The sequence below is a fragment of the Lacticaseibacillus songhuajiangensis genome, assembly GCF_003946025.1.
GTDB classification, from domain to species: Bacteria; Bacillota; Bacilli; order Lactobacillales; family Lactobacillaceae; genus Lacticaseibacillus; species Lacticaseibacillus songhuajiangensis.
Window position 1 is genome coordinate 1 of record NZ_RHNR01000054.1, and the last position, 14,477, is coordinate 14,477.

11 protein-coding genes and 1 riboswitch are annotated in these 14,477 nt (G+C 53.6%); of the genes, 4 read left to right on the plus strand and 7 right to left on the minus strand.

All coding sequences use genetic code 11. The annotated features are described in order from the left end of the window. The first annotated feature begins 358 nt into the window (after positions 1–358). A complete protein-coding gene (locus EKM97_RS10590; RefSeq protein ID WP_164507532.1) occupies positions 359–1,075 on the plus strand; it encodes a class I SAM-dependent methyltransferase in 717 nt (238 codons plus the stop codon). Between the two features lie 60 nt (positions 1,076–1,135). Here EKM97_RS10590 and EKM97_RS10595 read toward each other — a convergent pair whose 3' ends face one another. Next, positions 1,136–2,680: an ABC-F family ATP-binding cassette domain-containing protein gene (locus tag EKM97_RS10595; protein ID WP_125572380.1), complete on the minus strand. Its 1,545-nt coding sequence runs from the start codon at positions 2,678–2,680 to the stop codon at positions 1,136–1,138. A gap of 272 nt (positions 2,681–2,952) precedes the next feature. Here EKM97_RS10595 and lepB point away from each other — a divergent pair, with 272 nt between their 5' ends. Further along, a complete protein-coding gene (gene lepB / locus EKM97_RS10600; protein WP_125572381.1) occupies positions 2,953–3,552 on the plus strand; it encodes a signal peptidase I in 600 nt (199 codons plus the stop codon). A gap of 601 nt (positions 3,553–4,153) precedes the next feature. Here the strand turns inward: lepB and EKM97_RS10605 are convergent. The 4 genes from EKM97_RS10605 to EKM97_RS10620 all read right to left on the minus strand — a co-directional run bounded on the left by EKM97_RS10605 (position 4,154) and on the right by EKM97_RS10620 (position 8,081). Beyond that, a complete protein-coding gene (locus EKM97_RS10605) occupies positions 4,154–5,458 on the minus strand; it encodes a D-serine ammonia-lyase (RefSeq protein WP_125572382.1) in 1,305 nt (434 codons plus the stop codon). A gap of 235 nt (positions 5,459–5,693) precedes the next feature. Continuing rightward, positions 5,694–6,536, minus strand: a complete 843-nt coding sequence (locus EKM97_RS10610; RefSeq protein WP_125572383.1) for a DUF975 family protein — start codon at positions 6,534–6,536, stop codon at positions 5,694–5,696. Then, complete coding sequence (locus EKM97_RS10615; protein ID WP_125572384.1) at positions 6,536–7,288, minus strand: DUF975 family protein; 753 nt, start codon at positions 7,286–7,288, stop codon at positions 6,536–6,538. The genes EKM97_RS10610 and EKM97_RS10615 overlap by 1 nt, the downstream gene beginning before the upstream one ends. A 22-nt stretch (positions 7,289–7,310) precedes the next feature. After that, entirely contained in the window at positions 7,311–8,081 is a 771-nt protein-coding gene (locus EKM97_RS10620; protein WP_125572385.1) for a glycosyltransferase family 2 protein, read from the minus strand. A gap of 439 nt (positions 8,082–8,520) precedes the next feature. On the opposite strand from EKM97_RS10620, the gene EKM97_RS10625 reads away from it, so the two are divergent. Next, entirely contained in the window at positions 8,521–9,219 is a 699-nt protein-coding gene (locus tag EKM97_RS10625) for a hydrolase (protein ID WP_125572386.1), read from the plus strand. 286 nt (positions 9,220–9,505) lie between these two features. Here EKM97_RS10625 and ade read toward each other — a convergent pair whose 3' ends face one another. Together ade and fba are read right to left on the minus strand one after the other, a co-directional pair. After that, complete coding sequence (ade, locus tag EKM97_RS10630) at positions 9,506–11,209, minus strand: adenine deaminase (RefSeq protein ID WP_125572388.1); 1,704 nt, start codon at positions 11,207–11,209, stop codon at positions 9,506–9,508. 71 nt (positions 11,210–11,280) lie between these two features. Continuing rightward, positions 11,281–11,379: riboswitch (purine riboswitch) on the minus strand. A gap of 661 nt (positions 11,380–12,040) precedes the next feature. After that, the gene (fba, locus tag EKM97_RS10635; RefSeq protein WP_125572387.1) at positions 12,041–12,922 is read right to left on the minus strand and encodes a class II fructose-1,6-bisphosphate aldolase; all 882 of its coding nucleotides are present in this window, start codon (positions 12,920–12,922) and stop codon (positions 12,041–12,043) included. A 506-nt stretch (positions 12,923–13,428) separates the two neighbouring features. On the opposite strand from fba, the gene pnuC reads away from it, so the two are divergent. Then, a complete protein-coding gene (gene pnuC, locus EKM97_RS10640) occupies positions 13,429–14,208 on the plus strand; it encodes a nicotinamide riboside transporter PnuC (protein WP_225419278.1) in 780 nt (259 codons plus the stop codon). Positions 14,209–14,477: the final 269 nt, after the last annotated feature.

Here is a 14,477-nt window from a genome sequence, read left to right on the forward strand (position 1 = left end):
GGAGCTTGACCTGATAGGCTTTGCGCCGTCCCTTGCGGAACGACTTGCTCAATTGACAACTCAAATATAGTACCAAGATTTGGGACTTGCGTCAACGCTTTTTGCAAAGTTTTTTGCACAAAACGAATAGCCGCGTACTTATGGATACTCTGACAGCTTGTACTAAGGCCTTTTTTGGAAGGAGAAAGTGCAGTCAATCAGTTTGAAATCTACAATTAGTGCAAATCAGCAATTCTAAGCTGTGGCATAAGTTGCGACTAATTTTCTTAAACAATGGTGCTTTGACCCCCTTATTGGTATATTAGACCCAGCATCTCCGGGGGGTGCACTGTTACATCTATAGAAGGAGATGCTCACATTGGGAGAAGAAGAATGGAACCAGTTCGCCGATCAATATTATGCTGCTATGCAGGCGCAGCATATTCCGGTCGCCGCTGATATGCGCGCATGGTTAGAAAGTATTGGCGCACTGCCAACCGGTCGCGTACTTGATATTGCGGGTGGTTGCGGCCGCTTCACTGTAGAACTGGCTCGGCGCGCACAGTCTGCCGACATCATTGATTGGTCGTCTGCCATGTTGCACAATGCAGCGCGCAACGCGGAAGACCACGGCATGAACAATATTGGTTTCATTCACGGCGACTGGACGAAGATTCCCCTCAAGCCCGCTGACCTCGTCTTCGTTTCCGAACTCGACAGCTTGCGCCCTGAAGATCTGCCCTTCCTCTATTCAATTAGTAAGCAGGCCCTCGTGGTCGGCCACTGCACAGCAAACCGTAGTCACGTTCTTGAGCGCGCAGCAAATGCGCTTAATATTCGCTACGTTCCGCAAGGCGTGCATGAAGAGCTTCCCGCCGCCTACCAGCAGCATTTTGCTTCCGCCGGCATCATCAGCAACGGGCACACCTTTAAGTACCGTCTAACTGATAACACCACACTTAAGGATGTCGCCGCGGCGCTCGACGTGAGCGTTCCTGCAGCCGCCCGTGCACTGGGCGAGACAGACACCGCACCTGACGCCAGCATCCCCGACACTCACGATTATGAATTCACCTACATTGCCGTGACCAAGTAGCCTCTATATAGAAAGAACCAGCTGCCAATTTAGGCAGCTGGTTCTTTTTTGCATTCAGTATTAGTCTACGCGCAGGTCTTCAACGTTAATGTAGGTGTCCACCCAGCTATCGTCGTAGAAGCCATCTTCATGGGAAACCAGAATGACAGCGCCAGGGAATTCCTGCAGTCCACGCCGCAGGGCATCTTTAGTATCGTCGTCCAGGTGGTTCGTCGGTTCGTCCATGATCAAAATGTTCGCGGGCTGCATCATGAGATCCGCAATCTTGACCTTGCTCTGCTCCCCACCAGACAGCAAGCTCAGTGGCTTATCCGCCTCTTCCCGCGTCAACGCGGTGCGGCTAAGCACCTGCCGCAGCGTCCGTTGGTTAACACCAGGGTACTCCTGCATCATAAACTGCAACGGCGTCTGTTTCGGTACGCGCCAGTTCAGCTCTTGCTCGAAGTAACCGAACACCACGTTCTGCGCAACGTCGACAGTCCCGCCTAATGATGGCAGCAAGCCGAGGATGGTCTTCAGCAAGGTCGACTTCCCGACCCCGTTGAACCCTTCCAGGGCAATAGTTTCATCCTTGCTAACGGTGAAGTTCAGCGGACTGAGCAGTGGCTTGTCGTAACCCACCAGCAAGTCGTTCACATCCAGGAGCACCTGGCTGTTCTGTTCCACAAAGGGGAACTCAATGTGCGCGTGCGCCCGGTTGCCTGGCGGCGTAAGGCGTTCAACACGCGCGAGCTGTTTCTCACGGCTTTTGGCCGACTTACTGCGACTACCCGCCTTGAACTTGCGGATGTAGGCCTCCGTCTTCTTGATGGTTTCCTGTTGCTTGTGGAAAGCCTTGAGGTAAGTCTCCGCATTGGCGGCCTTCTGACGCATGGCCTGCTTCAGACTCCCCGTGTACTTGGTGATGGTTGCGAACTCAACGTCAAGAATGGCGTTGGTAATTCGCTGCAAGAAGTCATAGTCATGGGAAATAACGATGAAGGCACCTTCAAAATTCTGGAGCCAATCCGACAACCAGTCAATGTGCCCCTTATCCAAGTAGTTGGTTGGTTCGTCCAGCAGCAGCATGTCTGGCGACTGCAAAAGTAGCTTCGCCAAAATAATTTTGGAACGCTGGCCACCAGATAACTGATCAACCGGGTGGTCGAGCCCCAAAGTCAGCAGTCCCAGCCCACTGGCCACAGTTTCGATGCGGGTATCCAGGTCATAGAAGTCGTGTGCTTCCAAGTCCTGCTGCAGTTCGCCAGCCTTAGCGAGCATCTCGTCATCGGGATTGGTGGCGTAGTCCTCATAGATTTTGTTGATTTTAGCTTCTTCGCGGTACAGCTCTTCAAAAGCCGTCTTGAGGAAGTCACCGATGGTTTGGCCCGGTGTCAGGTTGGCATATTGATCCAGGTAGCCGACCTTAATGTGACGCTGCCAGGTAATCTTCCCTTCATCAGGGGTCAGTTGCCCCGTCAGAATCTTGATCAGCGTACTCTTCCCCGCCCCGTTCTGGCCAACGACACCCAGATGATCTTCTTTGTTTACTTGAAAGCTGGCGTCTTGGTACAACTGCTTATCCACAAAGCGCTGGCTCAGACCGCTGACGGTCAGAATACTCATGATTTCTCCTCCGTTATTGCCGTCTTTCAGAAAAGACGACACCGTTTCTCTACCCTGTCACGCTAGCACAGCAGTTGCAGTGCGTCAATGCGTGCGGGTGCGCGCTGACGGTCATATTGACGTATTTTTCGCGCGTTCAAGAGCGTACAATTAAGACAAGTTCCGCTACGAATTCACAAGTTCAATGCAAAATGCGGTCAAGTGGCCCGCGCCATTTACATCATCATTTGGAACTTTTTTCACAAATGCACGCAAGCAGAGGAGGTGGCCCCATGCCGCAACAATCTGAATGGCAAAAATTTTTGAAGCAGCTCGCCTTCCTACTCGTATTTTTGAGCGTGCTGACATTATTGTTGAGCAATTTTGTCGTGACTAAGGACCACGTCAACGGCCCCTCCATGGAACCTACCCTCTTGCAAAACGACCGCTTATTCTCGCTGCAGCGCAAACAGATTCGCCGCGGCGATATTGTCCTGCTTAAGGCACCCGACCGGCCGAGCACTATCTACATCAAGCGCGTCATTGGCATGCCGGGTGACACCGTGCAGTCGCGCGGCGACGTTCTCTATATTAATGGCAAAAGACAGGCGCAGCCTTACCTGCACAAACGGTTCGTGACGGCCGCGTTGGATGACTACGCCAAGGCCAACGACCTGGATCGGAGCCGGTTACGCTTCACCGGTGACTTCGACATCGCCACCCTTGGCACCACGAGGAAGGCGCACGTGCCAGCCGGGCACTACTTCGTGCTGGGAGACAACCGCTACGTGTCGCACGACAGCCGGGCGTTCGGGTTCGTGAAGCAGTCCGCCATCCAATCCGTTGTCGTCATGCGCTACTGGCCCCTTGGGCGGATTAGGCTGTTTAAGTGACGTTGGGGCTCGGCCTTTAGGCCGGGCTGGGAAAACTTGGCTTCGCTCCCGGAATGCGGGTGGCGGGGACCGCCCTCCAGTGTCCATCTCACTAGGCGCTAAAGCGCCAAGTTCGATTGGCTGCAGCCGGCTTCGCCGTCTTCCGCTGGCAGATTTGCCGAAAACCACGTCAAATCTGCGCTCCCGAGAAAATGAGCAGTGCACACCTGACTAAATTCATGTCAGGCATGCACTGCTCGTTTTCTTTTCGCCACCCCCGTTCCGTCCACTACGCCAAGTTTCCCCAGTCCCTCAGTGCAATCACTGATAAGTCTATCAGCACGTCAAGGCAAGTGGCCCAAGCTAACAACTCATCCACCTGCCGCAACAAACGGTTTGCGTATCAAGCACCCTCTCTACAGCAGTTCTCCCACTCTGTAGGTACCGGTCGGCAAAGGTGGAGTCGGGACGCGGGGTTTGCGGCAAAATCGCCAGTGGCGGACTGCGCAAACAGTCCAAAACGGTCCCGCCAGCCCACCGCGTCCCGACGGAGCCTTTGCCGACCGGTACCGACATCTAAAAAACACCCCACTCAGTCACCGAGTGAGGTGTTCATATCTAACTACTTGTCGTTGAGTAATGCTTCACCAATCTTATAGTTGCGTTCGTGCTCGTAGTCAGGCACCAGCATCCCGCCAGTCGCCCAGACAATGTGAGTGGCGTTCGCCATGTTGTAGTGTTCGCCAAGGTATCCCTGCGCCGCGCGCATCGCTGCGAAGCCGGCGGTGGCGGAAGGCTCAAGCTTCATGTCTTCCTGATCCATCATCTCAGCCGTGTACTTCATGATGCGGTCGTCGTCAAAAGTGGCGATGCCCAGCAGCAAGGTCTTCATCACGCGGCCCGCAAGTCGGGATGGGCGACCAACGGCCAAACCATCTGCTTCAGTCAGACCATCAAGCCCGATGTCGTACACCGAAATTTTGTCGTTCATGCCGGTAGCCATCCCCAGTACCACAGATGGTACGTGCGTTGGTTCGGCAAAAATCGCGTGCACGTTCTTGCCAAAGATGGTCTTCAAGCCGAAGGTGGTCCCACCAGGTGAACCGCCGACACCAGCCGGCAGGTAAACGAACAGCGGGTGGTCTTCATCGACCGGAATCTGCATGTCCTTGAGCTGCTTTTGCAAGCGAATTGCCGCAACACCATAACCCAAGAAGAGGTCCGTGCTGCCTTCATCATCGATGAAGAAAACGGATGGGTCCTTAGCAGCCAGCTCGCGGCCGGTGGTGATGGCCTTGGTGAAGCTGCCATCGTACTCAACCACGTTCACACCCTTACTGCGCAAGGTGTCTTTCTTCCACTGCTTGGCGTCCATGGACATGTGCACCGTGGTGTTGAAGCCGAGCTTAGCAGCCACAATCCCAATAGACAGGCCGAGGTTCCCTGTCGAGCCGACGGCGATACCGTAGTGGCTGAACAATTCCTTGAATTCGGGCTGGTTCAAAATTGCGTAGTTATCGCCGTACACGAGCATCCCGTGCTCAATGGCAACCTTTTCGGCAATCTTCAAGACTTCGTAGATTCCGCCTCGGGACTTAATGGAGCCAGAAATTGGCAGTTCATTGTCCGCCTTCAGGTACAGTGCCCCTGGCAGGTCGTAACCTTCGCGGGCGGTAACGTGCTTTTGCATCGCGTTCAGGCGGTGCAGTGGTGATTCGAGGATGCCTTTTGCCGCGGCCGTTTCTGGGAAAGCGACGGCCATGTATGGGGCAAACCGTTCAAAACGGGCGGAGGCGTCAAACAAATCTTCCTGACTCAGCTCAAGCTGGGCGTCCTTACCGTAATCCGGGTTGATCCAGAGGGTCTCCTTCTTCGCGGCGAGGTCTTTCGTAATTGGATACTTTGCGTTTAGTTCCGCAACGTCCATAACATTATTCCTCCATCGATTAGCGTGCTTAATTAACTGATTCATAATAACGTAAAAAAAAGCCCATTTCCACGAATTACCTGAGTTCTAATGAAAAGATTCATCACGATACCAAAATAATAGGAATATGATGAGACACACATCCCATATTGTTTCGGGAGCTAGACCACATCTAAAAAGGCAGCCCGCGGTGACTTCGTATCACCACGGACTGCCTTATTTGCATTTTGCTTCTTTACATTCCCATCTGACCGCGCAACTTGCGGTAGCGTAGCAGGTTATCGTAGAATCCTGCCAGGTTCATGTTGACGTACGGGCTGAAGAACAATTCCCCCACCCCAGCGGTGACCAGTTCTAATAGAAGGAAGAACCACATTGACAGGTACAAACTGAGCAAGTCCACCTTGAACCCCCGCATCAGGTCACGGGACTCCTTCATCAGGCCGAAGAGATTCCAATCACGCTCGTTGTCGATGGCATCCTTCATTAACAAACGCGTTTGTGAAAACGGCAGAAACACGCGCACCATGAGGATGCCGCCGAAAACCAGAACTGCGAAGAAAACGACCGGCAACAATGGTGAATGCACTCCAGCCGTCTCGCCCACCGTTACCGCGGCAATTCCCGCCAGCAGTCCGAAGAGCAATAACACGGCAGCCTCCATAATAAAGATGACCACCGAGATCATGACGGTTCCAAGCACATAGCGCCACGTTAGCGAACGCGCCATCACGGTTCCGGGCTCAAAATTTTTACCATCGCTACGCTCAATTTCCAAGGCCGCGTAGCTCGTAATCACCCCAACCACTGCGCTCACAATGAGGTTAACCAGCAGCCATAAGGTGCCATTACTGACGGCATCTGTCTGTTGCAGAATGCTGTCTACGCGGTGCGTCGACAGGCTCAGTGCCGTCCCGCCCATCAGTGCAAGCACCCAGAACACGATATTCACTACCAGTGGCAGCGCGCTAATCACCAGCATTTTGCGATAGACGCCGCGCTGGCCAATTAGCCACCAGGACCGCTTCCGCAAAAGGCGGTTGGTCTTAAAACTCGCAGCGTCCATCGCGGCATCCATTAGGCCGCCTCATCTGCTGGGTGGGCGTCCGCATAGCGCAACTTCAGCTGTTCGTAGAAGGCACTCGTCGTCATCTGCACGTATGGTTCCACCCACAGGTTCGCAATGCCAGCAGTAATGCCGACCAGAATCTCCCAACCAATGAAACTCAGGTCCAAGACGAACAGGTCGAACTTGTAGCCGCGGGTCAAGCGATAGGACTGGGCGAGCACGCTGAAAAGATCGGTGCGCTCGCCATTTTGCTTGGCGTCATAGAGCACCAGGTAAACGAAGCGCAGGCCATATGTCAGCAGGATACCAGGCACAATCAGCAGAATCGTCCCAATCCCGATGGAAACCCGGGTCAGGATGGCCACGAGCAGCACGGACCAGAAAAACTGACCATTGAAGCAGCGCAGAATCGTCTGCCCCGCCGTGAATTCATGGTCACGGTTGCGGACCAAGTCTAGTGTTGCAAAAGATACCCCAGTGACAAAGTACAGCAGCAAGAACTGCTGGAGGTAGGTCATCCGCACCGTTGAGGAAGCCTGCTGGACGGCATTTTGCATGATTTCGGACGCCGAAGCCGTGGCGCTGACCGCCACTTCAGGCTGCGTGTAGCTCCAGACGCCGAAGATAATCGTGATGATTGTCGGGATAATCATGGCAATCGCGAGCTTGCTACGCACACCCGGTGCCCGCAGGCGGTCCTTAGCGAGCTCTTTCAACTCACGCCGATTCATATAGAAGAGATTGTTTTGATCTTCGTTCATTTAATAAGTCCTCCGTTGCGGTTTAAACTTCGCCTTCACTCTCCTTGAGCGTGCGGTCACGGCCAATGGTGGCGATGATGCGGTTCACACGGTGCAAAGAGAGAATCTGTTGCGGTAATACCTTGACTGGGGAATCGGCCGTTGCCGAGCCAGCGTGAATGACGTAATGGTAATCCGCGTACCCACCATAGTAGAAGTGTTCCGCCCGCACGGCGTACTCCACAGTGAAAAGTTCATCTTCCATCATGGAAACAGTCGGGTCAAAACGCAGGTGGTAACGCCGAATCAGATCCATCCGGAACATTTTGTTCCATAGATAACCCCGAATCTGACCCATGGGACTACGCACGCCATCCAGAAACTGCCGTTGCGTTAGCGCGCGGGGACTCAGGTGGCGCTCAGCTGGTTCCCGCGCCGCCAGTTTCTCCACAATGTAAGGATTCACGACCAAGTCGTAATCCCCTTGCTGCATGTCGGCGAGGAAGTGCGCGACGTAATCCGGTTCTAGCCAGTCATCGCCATCAACAAATAGAACGTACTTGCCGCGCGCAATCGCCAGAGCGGTGTTGCGTGCGGACGAGACGCCCCGGTTATAGGCGTGGGTCAGCATCGTGAAGCGCCCGTCAATGCGGGTAAATGCTTCCATGCTGAGCCGCGACTCATCGCTTGATCCGTCGTCAACCATGATGACTTGCAGGTTCTTGTAGCTCTGCGCAGCAACGCTGGCCAAGCAACGGGGCAAGTATTCCGCTAGGTTGTAAACGGGAATGATGACACTCACGAGCGCTTGCATAGCTTCCACCTTTCGTTTAGTTACACATACTTAATTCTAGCATAGCAGTGACCATTCGGCGTCACTCTTATTTTTTGCCAAAGATTCGGCACGTTTACAAAATAAATGATGCTAACCATTCCCATTTTCATTCTATTTTTTCGTAGAAAGTGGCGATAATTTTCCAAAAATGCGCAAAATGTGCCGGCAAGGCCCACTGAAACCGTTTTATCTTGAAATATATTGAAATATTTGGTGTAAATATTACGTGACGGTTACAACGTGACGAAATGGCCTTTTTTTGTAACGCGGCTGGTATTGCGATGACACTTGCGCCTGATATGCTTCCTTTTGTCGCAAAGGCAACTTTGCAAAATATTCCTCATAGGAGTGAACAACTATCAAAGTTTCGCATATTAAGTTCCTTGCTGCCCTCATCTTCGCCATTGTACCTGGCGCCATGGCAGCATCGACCAACCTCCCAGTTAACGCAATCAACGACGCCGCACCTAAGCAGGCGCAAACCAGCACCGCTACTGACGAGCAGGATGCTGCCACTCTCGAAGACACCGCTAAGAAGCACAACATCAAGCTCAGCAAACTGACCTTGGCTAGCGGTAAGACGCTCGAAAAGCAAGACACAATCAAGATCACACCGGGCACGAACGAATACAACGAAGCCCAGCACCAGCTTGATGCAGAAGCCAAAGCTAAGGCTGAAGCTGCTGCTAAGGCTAAGGCCGAAGCTGCCGCTAAGGCAAAGGCTGACGCTGCTGCAAAGGCAAAGGCCGCTGCCGCCGCTAAGGCAAAGGCTGCTGCCGCTGCGAAGACAACTGCCGCAAGCACCAGCACGACCAGCAGCAGTTCTGCTTCTACCACTACTAGTGGTAAGAACTACGGCACGTTCAAGCTCAGCTTCTACGATCCAGCCGTTCTGGGTTCCAACATGGGATACAGCGGTGTTGCCGCTAACCTGTCCGTGTTCCCTAAGGGCACCAAGCTGAAGATTACCCTGTCTAACGGGACGGTTTGGTACCGTGTCGTTAGCGATACCGGTTCCTTCGCCGCAAGCAACAGCCGTCAACTCGACGTTGCGATGCCGAACAGCCAGATTCCTTCAGCAGGGATCATGTCCGCAACTGTCGAAGTTGTGGGTTAATCAATTACGAATATCAAAAGACGCCTGCGAAGGCGTCTTTTTTTGTGCGCTTTGTTTGTAAAACCGGGTGAGGCGTGAATCGGCTCCGTAAGTAGGGGCAGGCTGGTGGGGACCGCTTCAGCCCGCCCCTGCTCACTCCGCCAATCCACGCCTCACCCTCAGTGCAATACCTCCCATATTCAAAACCGCATACCCGCACCACATCTAACGTCATTACCCACATTTCTCAGTTAAGTAAACGTAAAACAGGTCGCACCTCAATCTGAGAATGCGACCTGCTTTTTTCCTAATTTGTAACTACCTCCGCCTGTCCTACCGGCACTGCCACCGAAATGAAGCTGAACGTGTCAAAGTCGAACAAGCCTTGGTCCGTCAGCTTGATTGATGGAATGACCGGCAACGTCAGGAAGGACAGCGTGATGAACGGGTCAAAGCTGATGCCCGCGCTCACCTGGTCGTATGCCGCGCGTAACTGCCGCGACTGCTGTGCCGCGACCGCGTAGGGCTGGTCTGACAGCAGGCCACCAATTGGCAGTGGCAAAATCGCGAGCGTCTTGTCTGCCCGAGCCACTGCCTGACCACCATCCGTCGCAGTAATGGCCGCGATGGCCTGCATGATTGCCGCATCGCTAGTTCCCACCGCGACAATGTTGTGCGCGTCATGCGCCACTGAGCTGGCGACGGCACCGTTTTTCAGGCCGAAGCCATGCACGAGGCCCACGCCGACGCAACCCTTGTTCTTGTGCCGCTCAACGACCACCATTTTGAGGATGTCCGCATTCGTGTCCGGCACGAATTCACCGTCCTGGGCGTGCACCGCCAGCTGCAAGTGGTCGGTCGTGATGTGGTTGGGCTGCACCCCGATCACGTTGGCCAGCGCGCCGTCCGTCATTGGCAGCCTCAAGTCACTGACCTGCAAGTGATGGTGCAAGTGCGTTGCGGCAAAAGGCAGTGGCAAGGAGTCCTGCTCCGCGTCCTGCCAAACACCACGCTTCATCACGCGCACAATCGACGTGTCATCCGGATCGGCCAGCACCACCAGGTCGGCCAGCTGATTGGTGCTGATACTACCGCGGTCGGTCAGGCGGTGCGCCTGCGCCGCGTTGAAGCTGGCCATGGTGTACACCGTCTCCGGTCGAAGCCCCGCCGCAATCGCCATGCGCACGTTGCGGTCAACTGAGCCTTCGTGCATGAGGTCCGCAATCGTTTTGTCGTCGGTGCAAAAGGCGAAGCGACCCGCGTTGTCTTCCGTCACGGCCGCAACGGTGCTCGCAACGTCTCGTTCCACCGTGCCTTCACGCAGGAAAACGTACATGCCCGCATTGACCCGAGCTAAGGCCTCCGCCACCGTGCTACATTCGTGGTCGGTGTCCATGCCAGCAGCAGCCATCACTTCCAATTGCCGCGGACTAAGGCCGGCGCCGTGACCATCGGCGTGGTGACCGTGTTTATAGGCGTCCTGAATTTTGGCGAGCGTGTCGGCATCGCCGCGCGCCACGGCGCCGTAATCCATCACTTCCGCCAGGCCGTTCACTTCCGGATACTGGTACAGCGGCTCGAGGTCGCTGGCCGTGAGTGTTGCGCCGTTATGGTCAAAAGGCACGCAGGGCACCGAGGACGGCAGCATGTACTTAACATCCAGCGGCGTCTGCCGAGCATCCTCAATCAAATACTCAATGCCTGCGCGCCCGGCCACATTCGCCAGTTCGTGCGGGTCCGCCACAATTGTGGTGACGCCATGCTTGAGCAGCACCTTGGCAATTTCGCTAGGCGTGACCAGCGCACTTTCGACGTGGACATGGGCATCGATGAAGCCAGGCACAATCCACTTGCCGCTTAAATCAACCTGCTGGCGCGCCGTGAGGTCAGCGTCGCGCAGAACAGATACTACCTTGCCCTGATCAATCCAGATGCTCGTCTGGGCAAAACGCCGGGTGAAGACGTTCAGAACGCGGGCACCAGTAATTACCATGTCGACAGTTTTCACAATAAGCTCCATTTCCGCCGGATACAAAAAGAGGAACTCGGCGAGTCCCCCTTCACTATCACAAAGACACTACCCCGCGGGCAGTGCTTCGCTATAGTCCCAAGTTTACGGCTTGGGGTAGAGACTGGCCGTCCGTATCACGGCATTATATAGCGATTTAGATTTTTTGGTGCTGAATGTATTGTTTGCAATACTACCACCAATGTTCGTGGTGCGCAAAATTTTATCCTCATCAACCCCAGTCGTGCGCCAAACAGCTTGGTTCCGTAATCGAAAACTACGTGGCGGGGACCGCTCAAGCCCTGCGGTCTTTCACTGGCGAATTTGCCGAAATACACGTCAAATTCGCACTCCCGAAATTGTTGTGTACAGCCCCGGCGCAAGCGCCGCGTCTGCAAACAACAATTTTTTCGCCACTCCGTTTTCAATTACTCCACCAAGCTGTTTGGCGCCCTAGTGCTTTGACCAACGAATCGCTCATCGTATTCGCATCAACAAGCTGACATTCACCAGACATAAGCAAGCCACCTAATCATATATTTTCTGGCAGCAAAACAAAAAGGCCGGTTGTCCAGACCGGTCTTACTTGTGTGTCTCGGGTTAGCGGCCCCGTGGCACTTACATTCGAGGAGTAGAAAATGAAGAAGAAGTTGTTTTGTGGGGGAGTCGCGGCTTTTCTTGCCGCTTCTCTATGGTGATTACTATACCGGCGCAATTTGAATGAACTGCTAAGCAAATGTGAAGATTTATCTTTTGTTTGCCCGCATCCCAATTCGGACGTAAACAAAAAACACCCCGCCATAGCGGAGTGTTTTCATGCTTGTTAGTGAGAAATTAGATTTCTTCAGGAACGAGCTTAACAGGCTTTGTACCCATCCAGCCGATGATTTCTTCAACGGTTGCCTGGATAGCATCGGTACCTGGCTTGAGGAGCTTGCGAGGGTCGAAGCCCTTGCCTTCCTGGTCCTTACCTGCTTCGATGTATTCGCGAGTAGCCTTAGCAAAGGCGAGCTGGCATTCCGTGTTGATGTTGAGCTTAGCAACACCCATGGAGATAGCCTTTTCAACCTGTTCCTGAGGGATACCGGAACCACCGTGGAGAACGAGAGGTACATCAACAGCGTCTGCAAGTTCCTGGAGACGTTCGAAGTTGAGACCCTTCCAGTTTGCTGGGTACTGGCCGTGAATGTTACCCATACCAGCGGCAAGGTAGTCAACACCGGTAGCAGCAACTGTCTTTGCTTCTTCAACATCGGCAAGTTCACCTTCACCGATGATACCGTCTTCTTCACCACCGATAGAACCAACTTCGGCTTCAACGGAAATGCCCTTGGCGTGAGCCAACTTAACAATTTCCTTGGTCTTAGCGAGGTTTTCTTCGAAAGGAAGATCGTGACCGTCGAACATTACGGAGTTGTAGCCGGCAGCAATAGCTTCCTTGGCAGCTTCGTAGTTACCGTGGTCAAGGTGGATAATAACAGGAACAGTGATGTCCATAGCCTTAACGGTTGCTTCGATCAAGCCCTTGCAAAGTTCGTAGCCACCCATGTACTTAGCGGCACCCATAGAGGTCTGGATCAGAACTGGGACGTTCTTTTCCTGTGCACCTGCGAGGATAGCGCGAGTCCATTCAAGGTTGTTGGTGTTGAAAGCACCAATGGCGTAGTGACCCTTACGAGCCGCTGCAAACAATTCAGTACCATGTACTAAAGGCATAAGTATTGCCCTCCTAAAAGATTTTTTTAACCTCAATCATTCTAACATACTTTCTGAATGTGGGTACAAAAGTCTCGCGGCAAAATGTCCATTTTAGCTTTTGCTAATTAATGTTCTGAATTGTTCAAAAGTGATGCGTGCCGTGTTAACGGTCTCATCCGAAATGTAAGTTCGCCTGTGCAATTGATACCACGGACCAAATTAGTCCTTGTTTTTCATGAAAGCGGATACCATTATGTCACCTTGATCACCTAGCAAAATGTTTCCCAGCGCCGCGGCGGGCTTCACACATGTTTCCCAAAAGTATTAAGACATTTCGCCCGCAATTGACTCTTTACGCTCGCCGAAAAAGCGAGTAAATTATTAGGCATTGAAATTATTCGTTGTATCTACATATTGTGGTTATTGCGTATTTTTCCAGGAACCGCATCTACATATAGGTGTGGGGATAAGGTGGTCGCCTTTTGCCAAGGCGGGGACCTAACAGAAGAAAGAGGGATATCGGCATGGAACAAAAGATTGACGACGTAACGCAACAGAGTACCGAAAAGCGCTTTGAGGGGAACTACTTCCAGTGGCTCCGCTCTGAGCTGTCCGGTTGGGACGCAACACCTTGGAGCATGTTCTGGTTTGGGGTTTCCTTCCAGCTGTGCTTGTTCTTGACTAACCCAATCAACCTCACCACCACCATCACCTTCGCGGCCACCATCTTTGGCTTGCTGTGTGTTGTGGCCATGATGGTCGGCAAGAGTGTCAACGGCCTGCTGGGCTTCATCTCCGCTATCGGCTTCATCTATGTTAACTGGACCGCCGGCCACTTCGCCTCCGTCCTGGACCAAACCGTCTTCGTCCTCTGCATCGACTTGCCGCTGATGCTCAAGTGGCGGACATGGGGTGAGGACTTCGACGCCAAGCTGCGCCACCTCAACCTCCGCGGCTGGATCACCGTTCTGGCAATCATCGCGGTTGCTTGGTTCGCCATGTTCCATGTCTACACGGCCCTGAACGACACCAACCCACTGTGGGATTCACTGGTATTGTCCATCGGTGCCACGGCATCCGTCATGATTGTCTTCCACTTCAACGACACCTACACCTTGTGGCTGGCTGAAGACATCGTGAACGTCGTGCTCTGGTTCACTGCCCTCAAGGGTGGCTACTCCCAGTCCTCTCTGCCAATGCTGGTTGTGACCTTGACCTACTTCGTCACCGCTGTTTACGGCAAGTTCTACTCCCCATGGAGTGCCAAGCACTACCAGGAAGTTCAGGCAAAATTGAACAATTAAGGTACAGTGAGGTGTCCATCCGCAATTGCGGATGGACACCTTTTTTGCGCGCTCATACTGTCCGTCAGCGATAGTGTTTCAGTGACGAAGTCACGCTGGGCCGCTTTGGTGTTTTCATGACGCCGTTAGGCGGTGGAGTCGGTAACTCCGGTGGTGGTGCGCTTGGGCTACGCTCCGGGAACTACGTCGGGTGGGGACCGCTTCAGCCCGCTATCGCGGTCTTCCGCTGGCGGAGTTGCCGCAAGAACGGCGTCAACTCCGCGCTCCCG